The sequence below is a fragment of the Paraburkholderia sp. BR13444 genome (assembly GCF_040948755.1).
In the GTDB taxonomy this organism is placed as follows: Bacteria; Pseudomonadota; Gammaproteobacteria; order Burkholderiales; family Burkholderiaceae; genus Paraburkholderia; species Paraburkholderia youngii.
This window is the reverse complement of the sequence record NZ_JBFPKM010000023.1, coordinates 1-25,280: the sequence shown is the minus strand read 5'-3', so window position 1 is coordinate 25,280 and position 25,280 is coordinate 1. Positions and strand designations below refer to the sequence as shown.

The following is a 25,280-nucleotide window of genomic DNA, read 5'->3' as shown; positions in this document are numbered from 1 at the left end:
CTCCGGAGCCTAGGCTTGCATTGCGACGCGCTCGCCCGCCTCTTGCGCCCCACTCATCAGGCTCTCCCTGAACGCGGACGCGGCTGAAGAAAGCTGCTTGGATTCTCTGTGCACCAGATACAAATACCGGAGGATCGGAAAGTTCTCGACGTCAAGCACCTTCAGTCGCAAGGTTTCCAATTCGGCCATTATCGTTGCGAGCGCGACGACAGACAGTCCCATTCCCGCCTGCACGGCCCATTTGATGGCCTCATTGCTGCTCACTTCCATCCCGGGCCGCAAATTGATGCGATGCTCGGCAAAGAAGCGCTCTACCGCGCGGCGGGTTCCCGAACCCGACTCACGCATGAGAAAGGTTTCGCGTTCGATCGTGCTCAACGCGATGCGGCGCTCCCGTGCGAGCGGGTGATCGGGTGGCGCGATCATCACAAGCGGATTGCTCGCCACATGCACAGCGACCAGACCCTGTCCTTCAGGCGGGGCCCCCATGATCGCGACGTCCGTTTCGTTGGTGGCAAGCTCGTTGAGAACACACTCCCGATTTCCTACCGAGAGGCTCACCGTCACGCCAGGAAACGCGCGAGTAAATTTCGCGATCAACTGCAGTGCTAGCGGGTTGGCCGTGCCACTAACCAGGGACACTTTCAGCTTTCCTTGCTTCGTGTCGCGCAACTGGTCGAGCGACTCTTCGAGGACGGACAGTTGCTGTTGAAGCAGCCGCGTATGGTTGTAAAGCTCCTTGCCGGCCGCGGTCAGAAACACCTGCCTGCCGACCTGTTCGAACAGCGGCATACCGACGATCGCTTCGAGCTGTTTCAATTGCGACGAAACGCCTGGCTGAGTCAGGTGAAGCTCCCTGGCTGCGCGCGAAAAGCTCAGATGCCGCGCGCTCGCTTCGAATACCTGTAACTGGCGCAAAGTCAGATGCAGCATCGCTTTTCATTGCCTCCCGAATGCCTGGGCCGCACGCTCGAAGCGGCCTGATTTCACGCCTCAACTCTATCAGCCGGACCTGGGCGCGCAATGCCCATGAAGAGGTACTCCGCAAGGCGAAAAGCCCGTCCTGCAAGGCTCGCATGCAGGGTTATGGGTCGAATAAGTAAGCCGAATGAGTGTTTCCGCGTGCATGGCGCTACGATCGTTTCACAGGAATGCCAACCAGCCGACCGCAGCAAAGCGGCAAGGGAACGCGCGGGTTGCCGAGTGAACGACTCCACTAAAGCGAGGTTCAGCCATGTTCAGCTACAAAAACACGATTGCGGTGACGGACCCTGAGCTGCATCGGGCCATCGCAGGCGAGACTCAGCGCCAGCAGGACCACATCGAGCTGATCGCATCCGAAAACTACGCGTCGCCCGCCGTGCTGGAAGCGCAAGGGTCGCAATTGACCAACAAATACGCGGAAGGTTATCCGGGCAGGCGTTACTACGGCGGATGTGAACATGTCGACCTGGTCGAGCAACTCGCGATCGACCGCGCAAAGCAGTTGTTCAACGCCGAATATGCAAACGTTCAGCCCCACTCGGGCTCGCAGGCCAATCAGGCCGTGTATCTCTCCGCACTCAAGCCGGGCGACACGATTCTCGGCATGTCGCTCGCGCATGGCGGGCATCTCACGCACGGCGCCTCCGTCAACGTGAGCGGCAAGCTGTTCAATGCGGTGTCGTATGGCCTGAATCCGGATACGGAAGTCATCGACTACGACGAAGTGCGCAAGCTGGCGCAGACGCATCGCCCGCGCATGATCGTCGCAGGCGCGTCAGCCTATTCGCTCGTGATTGACTGGCAACGCTTTCGCGAGATCGCCGACAGCGTCGGTGCAACGCTGCTCGTCGACATGGCGCACTATGCCGGTCTCATCGCGGCGGGACTCTATCCCAGCCCTGTCGGCATTGCAGATTATGTGACCACCACCACTCACAAGACGCTGCGCGGGCCACGTGGCGGGCTGATTCTCGCCCACGCACAAGCGGCGAAGGCGATCGACTCGACGATCTTTCCCGGCATCCAAGGCGGCCCCCTGATGCACGTGATAGCGGGCAAGGCGGCCGCCCTGCGCGAAGCGATGACCGGCGAATTCCGTCAATACCAGCAACAGGTACTCCTGAATGCGCGAGTCATGGCGCAAACGCTTCAGCAACGCGGCCTTCGCATCGTGTCGGGACGCACCGACTCACACGTGTTCCTCGTCGACCTGCGCGCGAAGAATGTGACTGGCAAAGAGGCCGAAGCCGCGCTTGGCCGCGCACTCATAACCGTCAACAAAAACGCCATTCCCAACGATCCGCAAAAGCCGTTCGTCACGAGCGGCGTGCGCATCGGCTCGCCTGCCATCACGACACGCGGCCTGCGCGAAGCCGAAACGAGCGAGCTTGCCCATCTGATCGCCGACGTGCTGGATGCGCCTGCCAACGATCTCGTCATCCGTCGCACAGCCGACGCCGTGCTCGCCCTCACCGCGAAGTTTCCGGTCTATCGCGATGGGCCCGTCGCGACGACGCCCGGCGCGTCTGCGAACGACGACGCATCGGCCGCAACTGCGCGCACCGCGCACTGAAACCTCCAGACGATTTCTCACGACCACTACCCAAGGAGACAGTCATGTCAAACACGCCAGTCACGCGCATTCCGGGACGTAACATCCTCGCAGTCCCCGGTCCGACGAACATTCCCGACGCCGTACAACGCGCGATGGTCGTATCGATGGAAGATCACCGCTCGACGAAGTTTCCCGAACTCGCGCATGGTCTGCTTTCCGATCTGAAAACGCTCTACCGGACGGCAGACGGCCAGCCCTTCATCTTTCCGTCGTCAGGCACGGGCGCGTGGGAAGCGGCTCTCACCAACACGCTCTCGCCCGGTGACCGCGTTCTCGTTCCGCGCTTTGGCCAGTTCAGCCACCTTTGGGCCGATATGGCGCAGCGTCTCGGACTCGACGTGGAAATTCTCGATGTCGATTGGGGCGAAGGCGTGCCCGTCGAACGGATCGGCGAGATCCTGAAGGCGGACCGCCAGCACACGATCAGGGGCATCCTCGCCTGCCACAACGAAACTGCGACGGGCGTGACGAGCGATATCCGCGCACTGCGCCGCGTGATGGATGACGCGGGCCACCCTGCCTTGCTGTTCGTGGACGGTGTGAGTTCGATCGGCTGCATCGACTTCCGCATGGACGAATGGGGCGTGGATCTCGCCGTAACCGGCTCGCAAAAAGGTCTGATGCTGCCTGCGGGACTCGGCATCCTGTGTGTGAGCCAGAAGGCGCTGAAGATGATTACGCAGGCGAAATCGCGCCGCTGCTACTTCGATCTCGCCGATATGGTGCGCGCCAACGCAACCGGCTACTTCCCTTACACGCCTGCGCTGTCACTCCTCTACGGACTGCGCGCAGCACTCGATCTGCTGTTCGACGAGGGTCTCGACCGGGTCTTCGCACGCCACCACTACCTCGCGTCTGGCGTGCGCGCCGCCGTCGCGGAAGGCTGGGGTCTGGAGTTGTGTGCAAAGGCGCCAAAGTGGCACTCGGACACGGTCTCGGCAATCGTCGTGCCCCAAGGGTTCAACGCCGCACAGGTCATCGACACGGCCTTTCGCCGTTACAACCTCGCGCTCGGCGCCGGGCTCTCGAAGGTCGCCGGCAAGGTATTCCGCATCGGCCACCTCGGAGACCTGAACGAACTGATGCTGATGAGCGCGATAGCGGGCGCGGAGATGGCGATGCTCGATGCCGGTATCGACGTTTGCCCGGGCAGCGGCGTGGGTGCAGCCGGACAGTACTGGCGCACCCACACGCAAGCCGCGGCAGACCCCGTCGCCAAGCCGGCGCTGCGCCGTGTCGCCGCGGCCTGATTGCGGCGGTCTCGATGAAATCTTCAGGCCGAGGCGCGCCAGATCGCAATCCTTCCGATCACTCTATGGCAGGAATGACATCATGCAACACGAAATCGTCTTTCTCGACCGATCGACATTGAACGCCGATGTCCGTCGCCCGGCGTTCGAACATGGGTGGGTCCAGTTCGCGTCGACGTCGTCGCACGAGGTCGGGCATCGGCTCGAACGCGCGACCATCGCCATCACCAACAAGGTGCCGCTGCGAGCCAACGTGCTCGAAAGGCATCCGTCGATCAGGATGATCGCGGTGGCGGCGACAGGCTACGACTGTGTCGATACCGAGTACTGCCGCGAGCGCGGCATCGCGGTCGCGAACATTCGCAACTACGCGACCCATACGGTGCCCGAGCATACCTTCGCACTGATCCTCGCGTTGCGGCGCAACCTGCTCGCTTACCGCAGCGACGTGTCGCGCGGGCGCTGGCAACAGGCAAAGCAGTTCTGCTTCTTCGATCATCCCATCCATGACCTGCACGGTTCGACGCTCGGCATCATCGGCGGCGGCGCTCTGGGCCAGGCAACGGCACAGATTGCCCGGGCCTTCGGTATGCGTGTCGTCTTCGCGGCTCACGACGCGAAGCGCCCCCGCTCGCCGGACCTCGAATACGTCTCGCTCGACACGCTGCTGCGCACGTCGGACGTCATCTCCTTGCATGCGCCGCTCACCGCCGCCACGCGCAACCTGATCGGACTCGACGAGCTGCGCCTCATGAAGCGTAGCGCTCTGTTGATCAACACGGCACGAGGCGGGCTCGTGTGCGAGGCGTCGCTTGCCACTGCACTCACCGAAGGACTGATCGCGGGCGCCGGCTTCGACGTGCTGAGCCACGAGCCGCCTGTCGCGGGCAATCCCCTGCTCGAGCTCGATTTGCCCAACTTCATCCTGACCCCGCACGTCGCCTGGGCTTCCGGCAATGCCATGCAGTTCCTCGCCGACCAGCTGATCGAGAACATCGAGGCATTCGCGCGCGGCGAACCCCGCAACCTCGTGGTCTGAGCGCCACGGGACCACGCACAACCTCGCAACGCAAACGACGCAAACCACCGGAGACACCGATATGGACATTCACGAATATCAGGCCAAGGACCTGCTGGCAGGGTTCGGCGTGCCGATCCAGCGCGGCGCGGTCGCCTACACCCCTGACCAGGCCGTGTACTGCGCGACGGAACTCGGCGGCTGGCATTGGGCCGTCAAGGCTCAGGTCCACTCCGGCGCGCGCGGCAAGGCGGGGGGGATCAAGCTATGCGAGACCTACCACGACGTGCATGAAGCGGCCACCGGTCTCTTCGGCAAGCGCCTCGTGACGGCGCAGACGGGACCGGATGGCAAGATCGTCGAGCGTGTCTACATCGAGGTCGCGGAGAGATTCGAAAGGGAAATCTATCTCAGCATCGTGCTCGACCGCAAAGCCGAACGCGTGCGCGTCATCGTTTCCGCGCACGGCGGCATGGATATCGAAGAGGTCGTGCACACGAACCCGCAAGCCGTGCTCCAGACAGTCGTCGAGCCCGCCGTCGGCTTGCAGCCATTCCAGGCGCGCGAACTCGCCTTCGGACTTGGCCTGAACATCAAGCAGGTGAGCCGCGCGGTGTCCGCGATCATGGGCGCATATCGGGCATTTCGTGACCTCGATGCGACGATGGTCGAAATCAATCCGCTCGTCGTGACCGATGACGATCGCGTCATTGCCCTCGACGCAAAGATATCGTTCGACGACAACGGCCTGTTCCGGCATCCGCACGTCTCGGAGATGCGCGACCCGACGCAGGAGGATCCCCGTGAGGCCGAGGCCGCTCAGTTTGGCCTGAACTATGTCGGGCTCGACGGCGATATCGGCTGCATCATCAACGGCGCCGGGCTCGCGATGGCCACCATGGACACGATCAAATATGCCGGGGGCGAGCCCGCCAACTTTCTCGACGTCGGCGGCGGCGCATCGCCCGAGCGCGTGGCGGCCGCGTTTCGCCTCGTGCTCTCGGACGGCAACGTGTCGGCCGTGCTCGTCAACATCTTCGCCGGCATCAATCGTTGCGACTGGGTCGCCGAAGGCGTCGTACGGGTGGCCCGGGGACTGACGGTGCCTCTCGTGGTACGCCTCGCGGGGACCAACGTCGAGGCGGGGCGACGCATCATCAAGGACAGCGGCCTGCCCATCATCACAGCAGATTCGCTGCTGGAAGCGGCGCAAAAGGCCGTCGAGGCCTCGAAAGCGCATCGTGCGCGCCGCGCGGCGAACCACAGATAAGGACTACCGACATGAGCATCCTGATCGACGAAACCACTCGCGTCATCGTACAGGGCTTTACAGGTGACAAGGCCTCATTCCACGCGAAAGAGATGATCGCCTATGGGACGAACGTGGTCGGCGGCGTGACTCCTGGCAAGGGAGGAAAGCATCACCTCGAGCGCCCCGTGTTCGACACGGTGAAAAACGCCGTGAGCGAAACAGGCGCAACTGCGAGCCTCGTGTTCGTGCCGCCCCCTTACTGCGGCGACGCCATCATGGAAGCCGCCGACGCGGGCCTGAAACTCGTCTGTGTGATCACGGACGGCATTCCGGCGCAGGACATGATGCGCGTGAAGCGTTATCTCCTTCGCTATCCGAAGGAGACCCGCACCATGGTGGTCGGTCCGAACTGCGCGGGCATCATCAGCGCGGGACGCGCGATGCTCGGCATCATGCCCGGCCATATCTACCGCCGCGGCAATGTCGGCATCGTCTCGCGCTCGGGCACGCTCGGTTATGAAGCCGCTGCGCAACTCAATGCGCTCGGCCTCGGCGTCACCACGAGCGTGGGCATCGGCGGCGACCCGATCAACGGCAGTTCGTTTCTCGACCACCTGAAATTGTTCGAGCAGGACCCCGAAACCGAGGCTGTCGTGATGATCGGGGAAATCGGCGGGCCGCAAGAGGCCGAAGCGGCCAGGTGGGTCAGCGAGCATATGACCAAGCCTGTCGTCGGCTATGTAGCGGGCTTGACCGCGCCCAAAGGACGGCGCATGGGACATGCGGGCGCCATCATCTCGGCAGCGGGCGACAGCGCGGCCGAAAAAGCGCAAATCATGCAGTCCTACGGCCTCGCGGTTGCGCCCAGCGCGTCCGACCTGGGTTCCACGGTTGCTTCTGTGCTCGAACAAAATGTCACGCGCCGCGTTGCCTGACTGGGGCTATGGCACAGACACACAGTCCGACTCGCCGCGCGTCGAGACTGTGCGCCCCCTCCATGCGCTCGGACACACCGCCGACGACGGGCTGCACAAGCTCGCAACGGCCTCGGCGTCCTTGCCCACACTCAGCGCGGAGAACTATGAGCACGCAGTGATCGACCTCCTGTCGCAGCTGTTGTGCGACGTCGCGCGCGCCCGTCAGCCCGAGGTGGAACGTGCTTTGCGCGGCGAGTCCGCACACGAGTCGATGAGCGAACTGATGCACGAACGGATGAACGATCGCACCGCGCGCGTCGTCCTGCGACGCATGCTGCAAGCCCAGGGCATGTGGTTCCAGTTGCTCAGCATCGCCGAGCAGAGCACCGCAATGCGCCGGCGCCGCGAGATCGAGATCAAAGGCGGCTACGACCGGCTGCCCGACTCGTTTGCACGGGTCATCGCCGAAGTCGCCGGCGCCGGCGTCCCCGCCGCCGAAGTACGCCACGCGTTGAGCCATCTGAAAGTGCGGCCGGTGCTGACGGCTCACCCGACCGAAGCGAAGCGAGTCACCGTGCTCGAAAGCCACCGGCGCATCTACCGGCGTCTAATGGAACTCGAATCGCCGCGCTGGACGCCGCGAGAGCGCTATACGCTCGTCCTCGCGCTCCGCAACGACATCGAGCTCTTGTGGATGAGCGGCGAATTGCGGCTTGAAAAGCCCACCGTTGCGCAGGAAGTCGCATGGGGACTGCACTTCTTCGGCGAAACGCTTTTCGAAGCCGTGCCGCAACTCATCGATAAGCTGCAGAGCGCGCTCGAGCGTTGTTATCCGGGCGAGCGATTCGACATGCCGCGCTTTTTCCAGTTCGGCTCGTGGATAGGCGGAGACCGCGACGGCAATCCATTCGTCGATGACAGCGTCACACGCGCCACCTTGCACGAGCACCGGGCTGCGTCTCTCAAGCGATACCGGCTACGTCTCGTCGAGTTGACGCAGATGCTGAGCATCACGTCCGAAGCGCTGCCCGTACCGGACAGTTTCCACGCAGCGTTGGCTCGCGCGCTGACGCGCAGCGGCGAACCCGGGCCGATCGCATCGCGCAATCCTGGGGAGTTGTTCCGGCAATACCTGACCTGCATCCTGCGCCGCCTCGATGCGACGCTCGCCGACACCAATCAGGCGAGCCACGGTTCGCCGGTTCCGGCCGCATACGCGAGCGCGGATGATCTGGCGGCCGATCTGCTCGTGATCGAGCAGGCGCTACTCGCGACACAAAGCCAGCAGCTCGCACGGATGCTCGTGCGGCCGTTGCGTCATGAAGTCGAGACGTTTCGCTTCAGCACCGTGCAACTCGACCTGCGCCAGAACACGACGGTCATCGGGGAAACGCTGCGCGCGCTGTGGCGCGCGACATGCGGGACCGCGGGCGAACCGCCCGCGAGCGACTCGCCCGAATGGAAAGCCTGGCTGATCGGCGAACTGGGAAAGCCCTCGGAGAGCGAAGCGCAAAGGACCCGCCGTTTCGAATCGCTGCCGCCCGACGAAGCGGAGACACTGCAGATGTTCCGTACGGTGCTCGAAATGCGTCAACGGGTGGACCGTCATGCGTTCGGCGCGTTCATTCTGAGCATGACGCATCGAGCGAGCGATGTGCTCGGCGTCTATCTGCTGGCAAAGGAAGCCGGCCTCTTTTCCGACTCGCTCGGCACCGAGAGCTGCACGTTGCCCGTCGTGCCCCTGCTCGAAACCATCGACGACCTGCGGCGGGCACCCGAGATACTGCGCGAGTTGCTGGCAGTGCCGATGGTCCGTCGCAGCATACGCGCGCAAGGCGGCGTGCAGGAAGTCATGATCGGCTACTCCGATTCAAACAAGGATGGCGGCTTTCTCGCCAGCAACTGGGAACTGTCCAAGGCGCAAACGAAGCTCAAGCGGGTTGGCGACGAGCTTGGCGTCACGATCGCGTTTTTTCATGGGCGCGGTGGATCGGTGAGCCGCGGCGGCGTTCCCGCTGGCCGCGCCATCGCCGCGCTACCCGCCGGTTCGGTCAATGGACGTTTTCGCGTCACCGAACAGGGTGAAGTGGTCTCGTTCAAATATGCGAATCGCGGCACGGCGCAGTATCACGTCGAATTGCTTGCATCGAGCGTGCTTGAACATACGATGAAGTCCGAGCGGGAGGACGCATTGTTGCCCAAGGGCGAATTCGACGAGGCGATGGAAGCGCTCAGCGGCGCGTCGCGGGCAGCGTACGTGAAGTTCATCGAACAGCCTGGCATGCTTGCGTATTTCCAGGCCGCCAGTCCGCTCGAAGAACTGTCGATGCTCAACATGGGCTCGCGCCCTGCCCGCCGGTTTGGCGCAAAGAGCCTCGAGGATCTGCGTGCGATTCCGTGGGTGTTCGCATGGGCGCAGAACCGGCATGCGCTCACTGGCTGGTACGGCGTCGGCAGCGCGATAGAGGGCTTTCTCGCGGTACGGCAAGAGCGCGGCGCTGAACTGCTGCGGCGGATGTTCGACGAGTCACGGGTGTTCCGGCTCGTCATCGATGAAGTCGAGAAAACGCTGGCACAGGTGAACCTGGTTATCGCGCGCGAATACGCGAGCCTCGTGCAGGATGCCCACATCCGCGACACGATCTTTTCGCAAGTCGAAGCCGAATACCGGCTCACCGTGAAGATGGTGCAGGCCGTCACGGGTTCGGCCGGCCTGGGCACGCGCTTTCCGAAGTTCAGCGCCCGCCTGCTGCGGCGCGCGCCCGCCATCGATCTCATCAGCCGGCAACAAATCGAACTGCTGCGCCTCTACCGCACGGCGGAGACCGAACGGCAGCGCCGGGCCTATCAGGTGCCCCTGCTGCTTTCCATCAACTGCATTGCGTCAGGCTTCGGCGCGACGGGCTGAGCGCCCTTGCGCCGGTCCGCGCGCCGCGCCCATTGGACAACCCAGGAGATTTCACTATGAGTTTCACTGTCATCGAGCAGGCCAAAGCACGGTTGCACCGTTCCGAGTTAGCCGTCCCCGGTTCGAACACCGCGATGTTCGAAAAGGCCGCACGTTCGGCCGCGGACATCATCTTCCTCGACTGCGAAGATGCCGTCGCGCCGGACGACAAGGAGCACGCACGCAAGAACATCATCGAAGGACTCCACGACATCGACTGGGGAAACAAGACGATGATGGTCCGCATCAACGGACTCGACACGCATTACATGTATCGCGATGTCGTCGATATCGTCGAGGCATGCCCGCGCCTCGACATGATCCTGATCCCCAAAGTCGGCGTGGCCGCCGACGTGTACGCCGTCGACATGCTCGTCACGCAGATCGAAACGGCACGCAAGCGCACACGACGGATCGGCTTCGAGGTGCTGATCGAAACCGCGCTCGGCATGGCGAACGTCGAGAGCATCGCTCAGTCGAGCCGGCGGCTCGAAGCCCTGTCGTTCGGCGTCGCAGACTATGCGGCCTCGACGCGCGCACGCACGACGGTGATCGGCGGCGTGAATCGCGATTACGGCGTGCTCGCGGATAAGAATGAGCGCGGCGAACGCGACTACTTCTGGGGCGATCAGTGGCATGCCGCACAAACGCGGATGATGGTCGCCTGCCGCGCGTACGGTCTGCGTCCCATCGACGGACCGTTCGGCGACTTCAGCGACCCCGATGGCTACATTGCAGCAGCCTGCCGCGCCGCCGTGCTCGGCTACGAAGGCAAATGGGCCATTCATCCGTCGCAGATCGAACACGCGAACCAGGTGTTCACGCCCGCCGAAGCGGAAGTGACGAAGGCGCGCCGCATCATGGACGCCATGGCGCAGGCCGCGAAGGAGGGCAAAGGCGCGGTATCGCTGGATGGCCGCCTGATCGATGCCGCCAGCATCCGGATGGCCGAGGCGCTGCTCGCGACGGCCAGCGCGATCGGCAACGACAGCAGCCGTTAGCGATCCAGGTGCGTGGGCCGTGGCAAACAAAAAGGGCGTCCGCAGGGCGCCCGAAACACACTGGATGAAGGAGAATACTCTGCCGCCTAACTTGCCGGCACCTGCCAGAACGGCTGCGGCGGGTGAAACGCCTGGCCGTCCGCAAACCGTTCGGCGGAGCGCAGCGTGTTCTCGATCAGCATCGTGACCGTCATCGGACCCACGCCGCCCGGCACCGGCGTGATCCATGCCGCCCGCTCGCGCACGGGCTCGAAGTCCACATCGCCGACGATGCGCCCGTCCTGCATCCGGTTGATCCCGACGTCGATGACGATCGCACCCTCCTTGACCATTTCGGCCTTGATGAGCCCGGGCTTGCCCGCCGCGACGACGAGAATATCGGCGTGTATCGTGTGCTGTGCGAGGTCCCGCGTCTTCACGTGGCAAACGGTGACCGTCGCTTCCTTCTGCAGCAACATCAGCGCCATCGGCTTGCCGACGATATTGCTCGCGCCGACTACCACGACGTTTTTCCCCGCCACGTCGATGCCCGTCGTCTCGAGCAGGAGCTGCACCCCATACGGCGTGCAAGGCGGAAAGATCGAGTCGCCCACCACCAGCGCGCCGACGTTGTACAGATGAAAACCGTCGACGTCCTTGTCGACCACGATGCCTTCCAGCACGCGCCGCACGTTGATCTGCGGCGGCAACGGCAGTTGCACGAGAATGCCGTGCGTGCTGCGCTCGACGTTGAGGGCGGCAATCCGGTCGAGCAGTTCCGCCTCGCGGCAGTCCGCGTGAAAGCGATGCATGAACGAGCGTACACCGCAGTCCGCGCACGCCTTCACCTTGTTCGCCACGTACAGCTCGGACGCGGCGTTGTCGCCGACCAGCACCACCGCGAGACCGGGCACGACACCTCGCACGGACAAGGCCGCCACGCGCTCGCGAAAGCGCGTGCGCAGACGTCGCGCGAGGTGGCGGCCGTCGATCAGTTGCGCCGTCATCGTGCGCCGTTCACGCCGGGGATCCAGTTGGTCCCGGCAAGCGGCACACGGGCCATCGCTGCTGCTTCGACCGTGAGCGCCACGAGGTCCTCCAGCTCCAGGTGGTGCACGTTCTGCTTGCCGCATGCTCGCGCGATCGTCGTCAGCTCCATGTTCAGCGTCTTCAGATAGTTCTTCAGGCGCTTCGCGCCGACATCGGGTTTCAGCCGCTCCTGCAACATGGAGTCCTGCGTCGTGATGCCCACGGGACACTTGCCCGTGTGGCAATGGTGGCAGAAACCAGGCGCCGTGCCGAGTCGCGCATAGTCGTCGAGCGCGTTGATATGGTGGCCGTCCTCGACGTACGAAGCGCTATTGCAGCCGAGCGACACCAGCACCCCCTGACCGATCGCGACGGCGTCGGCGCCCATCGCCAGCGCCTTCGCAATGTCGGCGCCGCTGCGGATGCCCCCGGAGATGATGAGTTGCACCTGCCCCTTCATGTTGAGGTCTTCGAGCGCGTCGACGGCTTGGCGCAGGGCAGCAAGCGTCGGAATGCCGACGTTTTCGATGAAGCAGGTTTGCGTGGCAGCCGTACCGCCCTGCATGCCGTCGACGACGATCACGTCCGCGCCGGCATGCACCGCAAGCTTGACGTCATTGAACGTGCGCGTCGCACCAACCTTCACGTAGATGGGCTTCTCCCAGTCCGTCATTTCGCGCAGTTCGAGGATCTTGATCTGCAGATCGTCGGGGCCCGTCCAGTCCGGATGGCGCGATGCCGAGCGCTGGTCGATACCCTCGGGCAGCGTGCGCATCTTCGCGACACGCGGCGAGATCTTCTGGCCGAGCAGCATGCCGCCGCCACCCGGCTTCGCGCCTTGTCCGATCACGACCTCGATGGCGTCCGCCTTGCGCACGTCGTCGGGATTGAAGCCGTAGCGCGACGGCAGGCACTGATAGACAAGCGTTTTCGACGACATCCGCTCTTCTTGTGTCATACCGCCGTCGCCGGTCGTCGTCGAGGTGCCCATCTCCGTGGCCGCACGGCCGAGCGACTCCTTCACATTGGCCGACAGCGCACCGAAACTCATGCCCGCAACCGTGATGGGAATCGCGAGTTCGATCGGCTTTTTGGCGAAGCGTGTGCCAAGCACAGTCTTCGTCACGCACTTCTCGCGGTATCCCTCCAGCGGATAGCGCGACAGCGATGCTCCGAGAAACAGCAGGTCGTCGAAGTGCGGCACGCGCCGCTTCGCCCCCAGGCCACGGATCTCATACAGTCCGTGTGCCGCGGCGTTCTGGATATAGTCGATCGTCTTGCGGTCGAAGCCCCAGGACTCTTCAGTGGCGATGTGTTTCATGTGTACGGGCTTGATTTCCATGGCGGGGTCCCTGGTTCAATATTCCTGATTCGCGTCGGCATTCCAGTGGTACAGCGAGCGAGCCGATGCTACGCGTCTGAATTCCTTGGGGTCGAACTCGGCGAATGCTGGGCCGGCCGCGCGCAACAGCTGTGCAACGGCTTCCACGTCGGCGCCTTGCATCGGCTCTTCACGCGCATCCGCACCCAGCGACTTGACCTTGCCGCGCACGTAGATCACCGCCTCGTACAACGAGTCGCCCAGCGCATCACCCGCATCGCCGCAGATCACGATCCGACCGGCCTGCGCCATGAACGCCGAAAAGCTTCCGACCGATCCCTTCACGACGATGTCCGCCCCTTTGAGCGAGATGCCGCAACGCAGGCCTGCATCGCCTTCGATGACGAGCAGACCGCCGTGCGCGGATGCACCCGCCGCATTGGAGGCGAAGCCCTTCACATGCACGCGCCCGCTCATCATGTTCTCGGCCACACCCGTACTGGCGCTGCCCGAGATCGTCACTTTCGCTTCCTTGTTCATGCCGGCGGCGTAGTAGCCCGCGTGGCCGTCGATCTCCACCTCGATGGGCAAATCGAGTCCCACGGCGATGTTGTGCGCACCATCGGGATTGGAGATGAACACCTTGCGCGTGCCCGCTTGCGCGGCCTCGCGATGCAGGAAGCCATTCACGTCCGTCACCGAGGCGGACGCCAGGTCGAAGTTCACACTGTCCATACGTACATCTCCTCTGGGGCCGGTTCGAAAACACGCGCGTGCTTGATGTCGGGAAGGTGCGCAAGCGAGCGGAACTCCGAAGCAATGGCGACGAAGTCGTCCGTCTCGGCCACGACGGCCGGCTTGCACGCGAACGGATCGCGGATCAGTGCGAGCTTGTCCGGCGTGCCCATCAGGAACGTGTAGAAACCGTCGAGCTGCTCGAAGCCCTTTTGCAAGGCGGTTTCGAGATCGTCGCCCTCACGCAGCCGGTATTCGAGAAAACGGCATGCCGCTTCCGTGTCGTTGTCCGTGTCGAAGCGAATGCCATGCGGTTCGAGCATGCGCCGCACGCCGTTGGGGTTCGACAGCGAGCCGTTGTGCACGAGGCAAAAGTCTTCGCCAGCCGTGAACGGGTGTGCCCGATCGGGCGTCACGGCGGACTCCGTCGCCATACGCGTATGGCCGACCAGATGCGTGCCCGTCAGCCCGCTGAATGCGTAGCGGTCTGCGACCATGCCGGGCGTGCCCGTGTCCTTGTACAGGTCGATCATGCGCCCGGTCGACAGCACATGCAGCCGGGGATGTGTTTCGCGGATCCAGTGCTTGACCGTCTCGGGATCGATGGCGACGCTCAGGATCGCGTGATTGTCCTTCGCATGCACCGATGCCTTCGCGCCGAGATGCTCGTTCAACTCATGCGCGAGCCCCTGCCAGTTGAAGTCGGCGCCCTCATCGGTGAGGCCCGAGTAGAGGCTGATCTTGCGCACGCCATCCGCAGTGGGCTCCGTGAACACGGCCAACCCTGCCGAATCGGGCCCCCGCTCCGTCATGCCCAGCAACATCGGCACCATCAATTCTCCGAGCCGGCCCCGCAGCTCGGGCTTTTTAACAAGTAGTCCCACAATTCCGCACATCGTTTTCTCCTCGCGATCACATTCAAATCGACAAACTGTCCTGGTTTTCGTCAGAAAAATTCGAGGTACGTCTTCTGTTCCCAGTCCGACACATGGCGCATGTACTCGATCCATTCCATGTTCTTCAGACGCAGGAATTCCCCGCCCGCCGGTCCCAGCGCTTCGAGCATCACTTCATCGTGCTCCAGTGCATGCAGCGCGGCCGAGAGGTTCTGCGGCAGGATGCTGATGCCGTGCTCATTGAGTTCCTGCGGGGACATTTCATAGAGATTGGCATTGCATGGCTTGCCTGGCTCCAGACGGTTCTCGACGCCATCGAGCCCGGCCGCGATCACGGCGGCAGTCGCGAGATATGCGTTGCAGGCGGCGTCGGGCAGGCGCAGTTCGATCCGGCCGCCCGGAATACGCACCATCGACGAACGATTGTTGTCGCCATAGCTCACGTAGGCGGGTGCCCATGTCGCGCCGGTCAAGGAACGGCCCACGACAAGACGCTTGTATGAATTGACCGTCGGGGCGCAGATCGCCGTGAGCGCCGCGGCATGCTTGAGAATGCCCGCCGTCCAGTGATACGCGAGCTTCGAAAGGCCAAGACCGTTCTCGTCGTGGTCGTCGGCGAAGAGGTTTTTCTTTCCGTCCGAAATCGACATGTGCATATGCATGCCGTTGCCGGGCCGGTTCGCGAAGGGCTTCGGCATGAACGAACAGATCAGGCCGAGTTCGTTGGCGATCTCCGCGGCCGCCATCTTGAAGAATACGTAGTGATCGCAGGACTTCAGGCAATCCGTGTACGTGTAGTTGATCTCGAACTGGCCGTTGGCGTCTTCGTGGTCGATCTGATAGACATCGATGCCTGCCTTGATGAGCGCATCCGTCAGGCGTTCGAGGAACTCGCGCGAGCGCGAGAGCCCCTTGTAGTCATAGCAGGGTTTGGGCAACGCGTCGGTGTGATCGCACGGCACGATCGCGCCGTCGGGGCCCTTGCGCAGCAGGGAGAACTCGGGCTCGAGGCCCGTGTTCAAAATCCAGCCCCGTTCTTCGAGACGCCGCACCTGCCTCTTGAGGGTCACGCGGCTTTCGAACGGCCAGGGTTCGCGCTTGACATGCCCATCGCACACGATGCGGGCGTAGCCCGGCTGCCATGGCACGAGTTGCAACGTGTCGATGTCGCCGACGGCCATGAAGTCAGGCCCCTGCGGATCGATACCGAGCCCCCATACTGCGAAGCCTGCGAAACCGGCGCCTGCCGTCAGAATGCTGTCCAGGTGAGCGGCGGGCACGGACTTCGTCTTCGCCACTCCGTGGATGTCGACGAACTGGGCGAGGATGTACTTTACCTCGTTCTCTGCTAGAAACTTGCGGGCGGATTCGGGGGTCATGTGAATGTCCTCAAACGTAATAAGTCCAGGGGTTTCGGAGAACGCTGGCCCGTGTTCGCGCCCGCGTCGACCACGTGCTCACTACCGGGGCGGCGACTGATCGATATCCGTAATCGCGGCGATCCCGACCGGGCCGCCGCCAAGCTCGGCAGCGATGCCCGAGAAGGTTTCCCACAGATACAGCCCGTACGTTCCGTCGGCCCAGATCCGGTAGTAAGGCTTGCCTGCCCGGGCGCCTGGCATGACGGTGACGGCGACTCCCGCCATCGAGGTCAGCACGACTGGCCGGGCCGCCAGATCGAGCGCGCCGAAGTTGACATTGCAGGTTTGCAGCAATAACTCGTGCACCGCTTCGCCGCACAGCACGAGCGCGACATCCTGATGCAGCACGGGATACACGTGCACGGGCGTGTCGAGATGCGACATCCGCGCCGAGCTGCCTTGAATGAGCCCGTCTTCCATCAGATACTCGGCGAGGCCCAGCCGCAACACCACGCCACCGGCAGCGAGCGGCGCCCAGCTATTGGGCTGCGCCGGCACGGGAATGCCCTGCGCCTGCAGCCAGGCGGCCACGCCGTTGCCCTTGAAGCCGGTGCGGGCAAGGTACGAGACGTCGGCAATCCCGAGCGTCTGCGCCCGTGCGCTGTCTGCGTCATCGATCTGCAAGTCGATGCGCATGTCGTCGCGCACGCTCCATTGCAGGCTCGCCGGCTTGCGTGCATCGCTGACCGGGCTCATTCGAAGTGGCGCGTTCATGCAGTCTCCTTTTTCGGCGAAGCGGCTTCGGTCGTGACGCTGTCCTTCTGACGTTCGTTCCCCGGGTCGTAGAACGGTGTGGGAACGACCGTTGCGGGAACCATCCGGCCATCCGTCAAACGGAAGCTGATGCGCGTGCCGGGCTCGGCCTGGTCCGGCCGCACGAACGCGAGACCAATCGTCTTTTTCAGGGTTGCGCTCCATGCGACGCTCGTCACGCGCCCCGCAATCTCACCGCGATCGATCACGAGATGACACTCGCGCAGCCCGGTTTCGCGTTGACCCGCGTCCAGAGCAAAGCCGACGAGACGCTGTTTGGCCGGCGCCCTGTCGATGATCTGCAGGCTGCGCTTGCCGACGAAGAACGGCTTGTCCATCTTCACGGCCCATTCCATGCCCGCGTCGCGCGGCGTCGTCAGACCATCGGTGTCCTGGCTGACGATCACGTGGCCCTTCTCCAGCCGCAACAGACGCTGAGCTTCGACACCGAATGCACGAATGGCGTGTTCCTTGCCGGCTTCGAGAAGCGTGCGCCAGAGCGCCGCGCCGTACTCGGCGGGAATGTGGATTTCGTAGCCCCATTCGCCGACGAAGCCGACCCGCATGAGCCGTGCTGGCACGCGATGCTGATCGAGCGCGATGCCCGTCACGCGCACACCGAGATACGGAAACGCGGCGGACGACAGATCCAGATCGACGAGCCTGGCGAGCACCGCACGCGACGCCGGGCCGGCGAGATTGACCGCCGCAAACGCGCCCGTGACGTTGACGATGCCGCAATCGAGTTGCCAGATTGTGTTGAGCCGCGACAGCTCACGATAGATGGCGGCAGCGCCCGAGGTCGTCGTCGTGAAGTAGAAGTGATCATCCGCGAGACGCGCGATCACCCCGTCGTCGATCACCACACCCGATTCGTCGCACATCACCGCATAGCGCGTCATGCCGGGCTTCAGGCCTGCGTATTTCGACACGTACACGCGTTCCAGAAATTCGGCGGCCTGCGGCCCGCGCACCTCGATCTTGCCGAGCGTGCCCACGTCGATGACGCCCACGCCATTGCGCACCGCGAGCGCCTCTTCCTCGATGCATGCCCCGCGCGCCTTGCCCGGGACCGCGTAGTACTCCGGCCGCTGCCAGACCCCTGCCGCCATCCAGACTGCATTGAGCGACTGATGCTGCGCGTGCAGCGGCGTGCGCCGCTCGGGATTGAAACCACGGCCGGCGAGATGCGACATCGGTACCGGATGGAAGAACGGCCGCGCCGTAGTCGTGCCGACTTCCTGCGGCTTCTTGCCGGTGAGCCGCGCAAGGATGCGCAGGCCGTTCATGTTCGAGTGCTTGCCCTGGCTCGGCCCCATGCCGTTTGTCGAGAAGCGCTTCAACAGTTCGATGTTGTCGAAACCCTCCTGAACCGCATTCGCGAAGTCCTTCAGTTGCAGGTCCTCGTCGAAATCCACGAAGTTCTTGCCGGAATCATGGCCCACGATCGGCCAGGGATGAGAAGGCGATTCCTGCTCCGCGAGACGCGACCGGGGCGCGCTCGCCGTCTTCACATCGCAGAGGCCGCTGTGCGCCGCCGCCTGAATGCCGGCGCGGACGCCGTCCAGCAGCTTGCTCTCGAACGTATAGACGCCATTGACACGGCCGCACGCGAAGACACCGGGCGGCAACTGCTCCGGCACGAACTGCTCGACGTCATGGTCGTAGCACATCTTCGTGTTGGCCTGGTACAGAAGGTTCGCCGCGGGCGCCCAGCCCACGCTCATGAGCAACGTGTCGCATTCGATCAGGCGCGTCGCGACCGTCGAGGCGCGCAAACCGTCTTCCGCCGAAAACGCGCCGACGCGTACACCCGTCAACTGGCTGCCCTTGGCGTCCGGCACGGCCTCGACGACACAGCTCGACATCAGCACGTCGACACCCTTCGCTCTCAGAACGCGTTCGAGCTCCTGGCATTTGTGCGATGCGCGCAGGTCCACGACCGCAGCGACCGGGATGCCGCGAGCGAGCATGTCCAGCGCCGCGCGATAGCCATCGGCGTTGGCCGTGAGCACCACGGCCCGTTTCCCGGGCGCGACGCTGTAGCGATACGCGAGCCGCTGCGCCGCCGAAGCCAGCATCACACCAGGCAGGTCGTTGTTGCGAAATACTGCCGGCTGCTCGAAGGCACCGCTCGCGACGATCACCGCTTTCGCGCGCATCTTCGTAATGCGCGTCGGCTCCACGAGAGGCACCCACAGGTCGGCGTAATAGGCCGCCGCGAGCGTTTCCGTCATTACGCGGATGCGCGGGTGTCCAAGCGCCGCCGTCTCCAGCTCACGGGTCCGCTCGAATCGCTTCTCGTCGCCACCCAGTTGATAGCCGCCGCTGCCGCCGATGCGCGCGTTCTCGTCGACGATGACGACGTCGGCGCCCTGTTGAGCCGCAGCGAGCGCCGCCGAAAGACCCGACGGACCCGCGCCGATCACGAGGACGTCACAGAAGCCATAGCGTTTCGGTGTGCGAATATGCGGCGCGTTGAAGTCGACGGTACCAAGGCCCGTCATCGCGCGAAACATACGTTCCCAACGCGGAAACCAGCGCTTGCTGTGGAACGCCTTGTAGTAGAAGCCGACGGGGAGGAACGCGGCGAGCTTGCCAATGACGCGCCCTCGATCCGCGTCCACGCCGCCGAACGTGTTGACCGAATGCCAGTTGCCCTGCGTCAGGGCCGTCACATCTGCGCGCACATTCAATCTCGCGCCGTCCTGAAGCATCACGTTGACATCGTGATTGGCGAGCGAAAGCACGCCGCGCGGCCGGTGGTATTTGAAGCTGCGGCCGAGCACGTGCACGCCGGATGCCCACAGTGCGCTCGTGATCGTATCGCCTGAAAGGCCGCTATAGTGCTTGCCTTCGTACGAGAAGCCGATGTGCGTATTGCGTGTGATCCATTCGCCGCGATGAGGTGTGAGACGCATTCAGGCCTCCGCGCCGGCAAGGTAAGTACGCAGCACGAGATCTTTCGCAGTATCGCGCTCGGCAATGAACCACGTGTTGCTCGAGGTGTGGCACCACCACTCCTGCTTCACGCCCGCAGCGCCGTTGCGGCAGAACACGTAGTCGGCCCATTGCGCATCGTCCGCGACCAGCGGGTCTGGCATCGGCCGTATTTCGCCCCAGTACGTAAACTCCGACATCGGGCGCGCACCATTCACCGGACAGGTCATGATCTTCATCGTCATTCTCCAGGTCAGTGGCCAACGGATGCCGCACCCTTTTCGCCCGTCAGCGAGAAGCGGCGGAACCGGTCAAGCGAGAAACCCTCGATCAGCGGGTGGCTGGTGTCGTTTGCCACCGTGTACGACATCGTCTTGCCGCATACGGGCGTGGCCTTGAAGCCCCAGGTGCCCCATCCCGCATCGAGGTAGAAGCCCTCTACGGGAGTCTTGCCCATGATGGGCGCAAAGTCAGGCGTCATGTCGGCCATCCCCGCCCATTGCCGCATCACCTTCGCCTGCGACAGGAACGGGAACATTTCGAGCATGTGAGCAGTGAGGCCTTCCACGAAATCCAGCGTGGAGCGGGTCGAATGCAGCTCGTACGGATCGAGCGACGCACCCATCACGAGTTCTCCGCGTGCCGACTGGCTGATGTAGACATGCAGGCTGCCGGACACGAGGATCGGATCGAGCCAGGGCTTGAGCGGCTCGCTCACCATCGCCTGAAGCGGGTGGATGAAGATGGGCGTGCGCACGCCTACCATGTCCGTCATGCGAGGGGTCGAGCCCGCGACGGCGCACAGCACCTTGTTCGTCGAGATGTAGCCGCGCGAGGTCTTCACCCCTTTGACCTTGCCCCCCACCACGTCGATGCCGAGCACCTCGGTTTGCTGATGAATCTCGACGCCTCGCTGATCCGCCCCGCGCCCGTAACCCCAAGCCACCGCATCATGCCGTGCAACGGCGCCTGGCGCGTGATACAGCGCCCCCATGATCGGCGCGACACCCCCGCATGAAATATCGATCATCGGTGCGGCTTTCTTGATCTCGTTCGGCCCGACGACTTCCGAATCCACCCCGTAGTGTTTGTTGACTTCCGCGCGCCAGCGCATCGTGCGCATCGCAGAATCCGTATGGGCAAGTGTGTAGTGGCCGCGCGTCGAATAGAACAGATTGAGGTCGAAGTCCTGAGAAAGGTCCTGCCAAAGTTTCACGGACTCGTCATAGAACTTCACGCCTTCGGGCGTCAGATAGTTCGAGCGGATAATCGTGGTGTTACGCCCGGTATTACCTCCACCGATATACCCCTTTTCCAGCACTGCCACATTCGTAATGCCGTGCTCCTTCGCAAGGTAGTACGCCGACGCAAGACCGTGGCCTCCAGCGCCGATGATCACCACGTCATATGAACGACGCAACGTCTCGTGTCTGGTGAACATCCTCGGTTCGGGGTGTTTCTTCGAGAGAGCGAAGCGGACAAGACGCCATGGCATAACACACACTCCTTTGTGTTGCCCCCGCGAGGGGGCGGCTCTGCGACCTGGACAAACCAAAGATGACCGCGCAACTACCGCAGGACGATGGTCTTGTTGCCGTGGATCAGCACACGATCCTCGAGGTGATAGCGTAAGCCCCGCGCCAGTACGGCCTTTTCGATATCGCGGCCAAGCCTCACGAGATCGTCTGGCCGGTCCGAATGACGCACGCGAATCACGTCCTGCTCGATGATCGGCCCCTGGTCGAGTTCTTCCGTCACGTAGTGACAGGTGGCACCCGTGAGCTTCACGCCGCGCCCGTATGCCTGGTGATAAGGCTTGGCGCCCACGAAGCTCGGCAGGAACGAGTGATGGATGTTGATGATTCGCCCCGGATAGGCCGAGCACAGGGTCGGAGACAGAACCTGCATGTAGCGCGCGAGCACCATCGTGTCGGCGCGCGCATCGTCGAACAGGCGCTGGACTTGGTCGTACGCCTGTGCCTTGGTGTCGGGGGTAACGGGCACGTAGTGAAACGGAATGCCGTGCCACTCGACGAAGCTGCGCCACGTCTCGTGATTCGAGATCACGCACGGAATCTCGATGTCCAGCTCACCCGCCTTCCAGCGCGCGAGCAGATCGTAGAGACAGTGCTCGAGCTTCGATACGAGTATCACTACCCGCTTCTTGACCGAGTTGTCGGAGATCTTCCAGTCCATCGCATACTCGCGAGCGATGTTGGCAAAGCGCTCGCGAAACGCGTTGATGCCGAATGGCAGCGACTCCGCGGCAATCTCATGACGCATGAAAAAGCGCTTTTCGATCTCGTCCGCGTGATGAGTGGCCTCGATGATCCACGCGTGATGTTCGGCAAGGAACGTGCTTACAGCAGACACGATCCCGATGCGGTCGGGACACGAGAGGGTAAGCGTGAAGCGGTGCATGGTGGAGGACATGGTGCGCATCGAGCCGAAGTGGGAAGTCGTTGAGCACAACAGTAGCCAGATAAAATGCCACCGTCAACGTGAATCAACTTTTTTTCTTGTCAGGAAACACCCGTACGACTTTTCTACCCATCGGGGAGTATCGCGATGCATGTAATCCCACCGCCCAGAAAATCGCTCCCGTTTACCCCAAAAATGCTCTGCAATCCCCATCCGGAGTCCGAGGTGCATCTATGCTCGCGACACCTATCGGTCGAAAGCTTGCCTTTTAAACAGCGTGAATGCGAAGAGCGGGATGAATGCGCACCCCCGACCATCAGGTGCGGATTTGCGCGAGGCGTCGAACTTGTCGATGTGCACTCGGTCGACGCAGCGCTCAATCGCTGTCAGTTCGACCGTGCGCTAGTTGATGCCGTAGCGCGCGAAAGGCAGTTGTCCCGCCAGCGCGCCAGTTTGTGGAAGGTCGTGATGCCAGAACGCAGGTGAAATGCTATTCACTCACGTCGGGCGAGTGCCCGTACATGATGACGGTAATGAAGCGGATGGGCAATTTGATTAGTCGTTCGGGGCCATGCGCAACCGACCCTTGAAAGGTCAGTGCGTCGCCGGGCTGCAGCAGATAACTGCGATTACCATGGCGATATTCCATTTTTCCCTGCAGCATATAGATGAACTCGGTGCCAGGGTGTTCGAAAGTCGGAAATACTTCGGCTTCGTCGTCCAGCGTGATGAGGAACGGTTCGAACAGCTTGACGGGCCCCTGGTCATAGGCGAGCAGATGATACGTGTGCCCTTTGGTGGTACCGCGCCGCACTACCTCCATTCCAGTACCCGACTTCACGTGCTGCGCATTCCCCTGGCGATGCTCGAAGTTCTTGAATAGCGCGGAAATCGATATGCCCAGTGCGCGCGCAAGGCTCACGATAGAGTCCAGGCTGGTCGACACCTGCCCGTTCTCGATCTTCGACACCATGCTGCGCGACAGACCGCTTTGCTCCGCGAGGTCGGCAATCGTCAGTCCCTGATTCGTCCGGTGCTCCTTGACGACCTTCCCAAGGAATGCCTCGATCGACCTCCCGTCGCCAGTCTCATCAGACTCACTGGCAAACAACTCGGAATCTTTTTCGCTTTTCATCGCTCGGCTCTACACGTAACTTATCGACAACCGGATGCGGAGACCCATGCGTAACGGCCCGCACTCGCATAGTACCAGCGGCTGGCGAAGGAAGGAGGCTGTCTGGCGGATAAAGCGTCAAACAGCTTGCCCGTCACCGCTTCGCTGAGCACGGACGTGCCCTGCAGCGCTTTCTGAAGGCTAAGGCACAACTCCTTGGGCTCCATGTCCTTCAGTAGATACCAGAGAGCAGGCAGTGGCAATGGCGGGTTCTCCTCGCGACAAACATTTGTATCTGAAAACTCTCGTGATTGCGCATAGAAACCTAAACTCAGTCCTCGCCGAAGTGCAAGAGCTCATGGAAGAAGACGCGGGCCTTGCCATTATTGTGGTTGTCGGCCCGACAGGAGTGGAGAAATCATCTTTCGGCAGAAAACAATTAAGAGAAATTCTCACGAAATACTACTATCTAATACAAGAAAGCCCTGTGATCATTCCTGCTGTGATGGTGGAAGTGGACTCTCCAGATAAAAAACATTAGATAGATTTCAGTCTATTTTATGCACGAATCTGCACAGTTTTACTATCACCAAGTGTCCTGGATGTCACGCTGCGAACATTGCTTCCGCTACGTACCCTCGTCCCCTGCTTCAAGCTTCTCTCAAAAGAAGAGCGTTTCTGAGGCATAGGGAAAAAATAGAACGCGAAGAAGCTCGCTTCAAAGACTACTGGCCAGTCCTTCCAAGAACTACGCAAAGAGAAGATAGAGCCAACGGGAAATAAGGTTGCGGCGCGGCTGGCAAAGCGTACCGGAAAAAGAAACCACATTTTTGAATTTAGCAAGTTCCACATGGTGGCGTTGAGACTAGCAGACGTATCAAGCGTTGACCTTGATGAGGATACTCGAGATTTGTCTCTGAAGAGAATTCGGGGCAATGCAAAACCAACGAATTATCGTCGTAAACGACAACAATTGATGAACTCCACACAACAACATGCCGGAATGCCCGGAAAGCATGCCGGGCGGAAGGCAGCAGGGTCCAACAACCGCCCGGAAAGCCGCGCCAGGTTGGACTCCCGCTTTCCCAAGCCGCCGCCTACCCATTATCCTACCCATACAGCAGAATCGATAGCCACGACAGAGCAAAAAGAGCGAGCGCAGCGCTTCCGGTCTTGCACTTGCGTGCCTAGGCGTGAATTCCCACTCGATTCACAACCATCTGCCGCGAACCCAACGCCGGCCTCACTTGCGTCGCACGCGTCCGTCGATACTGTCAGCGATACCGATAATCCCTCCCGGCGCTCAACATCTTCACGTGGACCGCATCGGAAAATCAGCGCCGTCTGATTAAAAAAGATTGTGTAAGCCTCGCATCTCCAGAGGACTTGGGGGCCATACCGTCACGTCACCGCTTCCTAATTACTAAGTCGGCCGGCGGCTGATCGGCCAATGCTGACGCTCGTGTGTCGACGCCGACATGCGTGCTTACGGGCGCTCACCGGCCGTTCGCCGAGACGGGGCTACGAACGGCCGCTACCGAGTTCAACGAATGCGTACTGTCGTTAAGGGTTATTCGATGCCTGCCATCGGCCACAGGGATGTGATGGCGCCTCTGCGCGGGTTGGCAGGCGTCGAATAAGCCTCGATGGAGGAAACCGCGGGGCGCGCCGATGCGCCCGGAGCTTC

General features: G+C 62.4%; 20 protein-coding genes. 8 read left to right on the top strand and 12 right to left on the bottom strand.

Annotation, left to right across the window (positions count from 1 at the left end; genetic code table 11):
- Positions 1 to 9: 9 nt before the first annotated feature.
- A complete protein-coding gene (locus AB3X95_RS36265) occupies positions 10 to 933 on the bottom strand; it encodes a LysR family transcriptional regulator (RefSeq protein ID WP_176368168.1) in 924 nt (307 codons plus the stop codon).
- Between the two features lie 301 nt (positions 934 to 1,234).
- On the opposite strand from AB3X95_RS36265, the gene glyA reads away from it, so the two are divergent.
- From glyA to AB3X95_RS36230, 7 genes are all read left to right on the top strand, one after another.
- Positions 1,235 to 2,557 (top strand): serine hydroxymethyltransferase, encoded by a 1,323-nt coding sequence (gene glyA / locus AB3X95_RS36260; protein WP_368623779.1) that lies wholly within the window; start codon positions 1,235 to 1,237, stop codon positions 2,555 to 2,557.
- A 44-nt stretch (positions 2,558 to 2,601) separates the two neighbouring features.
- Positions 2,602 to 3,849 carry an aminotransferase class V-fold PLP-dependent enzyme gene (locus AB3X95_RS36255; RefSeq protein ID WP_176125237.1) on the top strand — a complete coding sequence of 416 codons (1,248 nt, stop codon included), beginning with the start codon at positions 2,602 to 2,604 and terminating at the stop codon, positions 3,847 to 3,849.
- 82 nt (positions 3,850 to 3,931) lie between these two features.
- Positions 3,932 to 4,888 carry a D-2-hydroxyacid dehydrogenase gene (locus AB3X95_RS36250; protein ID WP_368623778.1) on the top strand — a complete coding sequence of 319 codons (957 nt, stop codon included), beginning with the start codon at positions 3,932 to 3,934 and terminating at the stop codon, positions 4,886 to 4,888.
- 61 nt (positions 4,889 to 4,949) lie between these two features.
- Positions 4,950 to 6,137: a malate--CoA ligase subunit beta gene (locus AB3X95_RS36245; protein ID WP_176125239.1), complete on the top strand. Its 1,188-nt coding sequence runs from the start codon at positions 4,950 to 4,952 to the stop codon at positions 6,135 to 6,137.
- Between the two features lie 11 nt (positions 6,138 to 6,148).
- Entirely contained in the window at positions 6,149 to 7,054 is a 906-nt protein-coding gene (gene sucD / locus AB3X95_RS36240; RefSeq protein WP_176125240.1) for a succinate--CoA ligase subunit alpha, read from the top strand.
- A 49-nt stretch (positions 7,055 to 7,103) separates the two neighbouring features.
- Complete coding sequence (locus AB3X95_RS36235) at positions 7,104 to 9,944, top strand: phosphoenolpyruvate carboxylase (RefSeq protein WP_368623777.1); 2,841 nt, start codon at positions 7,104 to 7,106, stop codon at positions 9,942 to 9,944.
- Positions 9,945 to 10,000: 56 nt separating this feature from the next.
- Positions 10,001 to 10,984: a CoA ester lyase gene (locus tag AB3X95_RS36230; protein ID WP_368623776.1), complete on the top strand. Its 984-nt coding sequence runs from the start codon at positions 10,001 to 10,003 to the stop codon at positions 10,982 to 10,984.
- Between the two features lie 86 nt (positions 10,985 to 11,070).
- On the opposite strand, the gene folD is transcribed toward AB3X95_RS36230, so the two are convergent.
- The 11 genes from folD to AB3X95_RS36175 form a co-directional block, all read right to left on the bottom strand.
- Positions 11,071 to 11,970: a bifunctional methylenetetrahydrofolate dehydrogenase/methenyltetrahydrofolate cyclohydrolase FolD gene (gene folD / locus AB3X95_RS36225; RefSeq protein ID WP_176125243.1), complete on the bottom strand. Its 900-nt coding sequence runs from the start codon at positions 11,968 to 11,970 to the stop codon at positions 11,071 to 11,073.
- A complete protein-coding gene (locus AB3X95_RS36220; protein ID WP_368623775.1) occupies positions 11,967 to 13,334 on the bottom strand; it encodes an FMN-binding glutamate synthase family protein in 1,368 nt (455 codons plus the stop codon). The genes folD and AB3X95_RS36220 overlap by 4 nt, the downstream gene beginning before the upstream one ends.
- Positions 13,335 to 13,349: 15 nt before the next feature.
- Entirely contained in the window at positions 13,350 to 14,048 is a 699-nt protein-coding gene (locus tag AB3X95_RS36215; RefSeq protein ID WP_176125245.1) for a protein glxC, read from the bottom strand.
- On the bottom strand, positions 14,036 to 14,944 hold the full coding sequence (locus tag AB3X95_RS36210; RefSeq protein WP_176368160.1) for an amidophosphoribosyltransferase: 909 nt from the start codon (positions 14,942 to 14,944) through the stop codon (positions 14,036 to 14,038). The genes AB3X95_RS36215 and AB3X95_RS36210 overlap by 13 nt, the downstream gene beginning before the upstream one ends.
- A 50-nt stretch (positions 14,945 to 14,994) precedes the next feature.
- On the bottom strand, positions 14,995 to 16,323 hold the full coding sequence (gene glnT, locus AB3X95_RS36205) for a type III glutamate--ammonia ligase (protein ID WP_176368159.1): 1,329 nt from the start codon (positions 16,321 to 16,323) through the stop codon (positions 14,995 to 14,997).
- An 81-nt stretch (positions 16,324 to 16,404) separates the two neighbouring features.
- Positions 16,405 to 17,079 (bottom strand): hypothetical protein, encoded by a 675-nt coding sequence (locus tag AB3X95_RS36200; RefSeq protein WP_368623774.1) that lies wholly within the window; start codon positions 17,077 to 17,079, stop codon positions 16,405 to 16,407.
- Positions 17,076 to 20,039, bottom strand: a complete 2,964-nt coding sequence (locus tag AB3X95_RS36195; RefSeq protein ID WP_184226722.1) for a glycine cleavage T C-terminal barrel domain-containing protein — start codon at positions 20,037 to 20,039, stop codon at positions 17,076 to 17,078. Before AB3X95_RS36195 ends, AB3X95_RS36200 begins: the two co-directional genes overlap by 4 nt.
- Positions 20,040 to 20,297: a sarcosine oxidase subunit delta gene (locus AB3X95_RS36190; protein WP_176110953.1), complete on the bottom strand. Its 258-nt coding sequence runs from the start codon at positions 20,295 to 20,297 to the stop codon at positions 20,040 to 20,042.
- Between the two features lie 14 nt (positions 20,298 to 20,311).
- Positions 20,312 to 21,499 (bottom strand): FAD-dependent oxidoreductase, encoded by a 1,188-nt coding sequence (locus AB3X95_RS36185; protein WP_254906077.1) that lies wholly within the window; start codon positions 21,497 to 21,499, stop codon positions 20,312 to 20,314.
- Positions 21,500 to 21,627: 128 nt separating this feature from the next.
- The gene (purU, locus tag AB3X95_RS36180) at positions 21,628 to 22,479 is read right to left on the bottom strand and encodes a formyltetrahydrofolate deformylase (RefSeq protein WP_176368222.1); all 852 of its coding nucleotides are present in this window, start codon (positions 22,477 to 22,479) and stop codon (positions 21,628 to 21,630) included.
- Between the two features lie 490 nt (positions 22,480 to 22,969).
- The gene (locus AB3X95_RS36175; protein ID WP_176368157.1) at positions 22,970 to 23,614 is read right to left on the bottom strand and encodes an XRE family transcriptional regulator; all 645 of its coding nucleotides are present in this window, start codon (positions 23,612 to 23,614) and stop codon (positions 22,970 to 22,972) included.
- 241 nt (positions 23,615 to 23,855) lie between these two features.
- On the opposite strand from AB3X95_RS36175, the gene AB3X95_RS36170 reads away from it, so the two are divergent.
- The gene (locus AB3X95_RS36170; protein ID WP_368623773.1) at positions 23,856 to 24,134 is read left to right on the top strand and encodes a hypothetical protein; all 279 of its coding nucleotides are present in this window, start codon (positions 23,856 to 23,858) and stop codon (positions 24,132 to 24,134) included.
- The last annotated feature ends 1,146 nt before the right edge of the window (positions 24,135 to 25,280 follow it).

Excerpts from the sequence above, each read along its gene's own strand:
- AB3X95_RS36265 (WP_176368168.1), bottom strand. The coding sequence starts at position 933 with ATGCTGCATCTGACTTTGCGCCAGTTACAGGTATTCGAAGCGAGCGCG.
- glyA (WP_368623779.1), top strand. The coding sequence starts at position 1,235 with ATGTTCAGCTACAAAAACACGATTGCGGTGACGGACCCTGAGCTGCAT.
- AB3X95_RS36255 (WP_176125237.1), top strand. The coding sequence starts at position 2,602 with ATGTCAAACACGCCAGTCACGCGCATTCCGGGACGTAACATCCTCGCA.
- AB3X95_RS36250 (WP_368623778.1), top strand. The coding sequence starts at position 3,932 with ATGCAACACGAAATCGTCTTTCTCGACCGATCGACATTGAACGCCGAT.
- AB3X95_RS36245 (WP_176125239.1), top strand. The coding sequence starts at position 4,950 with ATGGACATTCACGAATATCAGGCCAAGGACCTGCTGGCAGGGTTCGGC.
- sucD (WP_176125240.1), top strand. The coding sequence starts at position 6,149 with ATGAGCATCCTGATCGACGAAACCACTCGCGTCATCGTACAGGGCTTT.
- AB3X95_RS36230 (WP_368623776.1), top strand. The coding sequence starts at position 10,001 with ATGAGTTTCACTGTCATCGAGCAGGCCAAAGCACGGTTGCACCGTTCC.
- folD (WP_176125243.1), bottom strand. The coding sequence starts at position 11,970 with ATGACGGCGCAACTGATCGACGGCCGCCACCTCGCGCGACGTCTGCGC.
- AB3X95_RS36220 (WP_368623775.1), bottom strand. The coding sequence starts at position 13,334 with ATGGAAATCAAGCCCGTACACATGAAACACATCGCCACTGAAGAGTCC.
- AB3X95_RS36215 (WP_176125245.1), bottom strand. The coding sequence starts at position 14,048 with ATGGACAGTGTGAACTTCGACCTGGCGTCCGCCTCGGTGACGGACGTG.
- AB3X95_RS36210 (WP_176368160.1), bottom strand. The coding sequence starts at position 14,944 with ATGTGCGGAATTGTGGGACTACTTGTTAAAAAGCCCGAGCTGCGGGGC.
- glnT (WP_176368159.1), bottom strand. The coding sequence starts at position 16,323 with ATGACCCCCGAATCCGCCCGCAAGTTTCTAGCAGAGAACGAGGTAAAG.
- AB3X95_RS36200 (WP_368623774.1), bottom strand. The coding sequence starts at position 17,079 with ATGAACGCGCCACTTCGAATGAGCCCGGTCAGCGATGCACGCAAGCCG.
- AB3X95_RS36195 (WP_184226722.1), bottom strand. The coding sequence starts at position 20,039 with ATGCGTCTCACACCTCATCGCGGCGAATGGATCACACGCAATACGCAC.
- AB3X95_RS36190 (WP_176110953.1), bottom strand. The coding sequence starts at position 20,297 with ATGAAGATCATGACCTGTCCGGTGAATGGTGCGCGCCCGATGTCGGAG.
- AB3X95_RS36185 (WP_254906077.1), bottom strand. The coding sequence starts at position 21,499 with ATGTTCACCAGACACGAGACGTTGCGTCGTTCATATGACGTGGTGATC.
- purU (WP_176368222.1), bottom strand. The coding sequence starts at position 22,479 with ATGCACCGCTTCACGCTTACCCTCTCGTGTCCCGACCGCATCGGGATC.
- AB3X95_RS36175 (WP_176368157.1), bottom strand. The coding sequence starts at position 23,614 with ATGAAAAGCGAAAAAGATTCCGAGTTGTTTGCCAGTGAGTCTGATGAG.
- AB3X95_RS36170 (WP_368623773.1), top strand. The coding sequence starts at position 23,856 with ATGGCGGGTTCTCCTCGCGACAAACATTTGTATCTGAAAACTCTCGTG.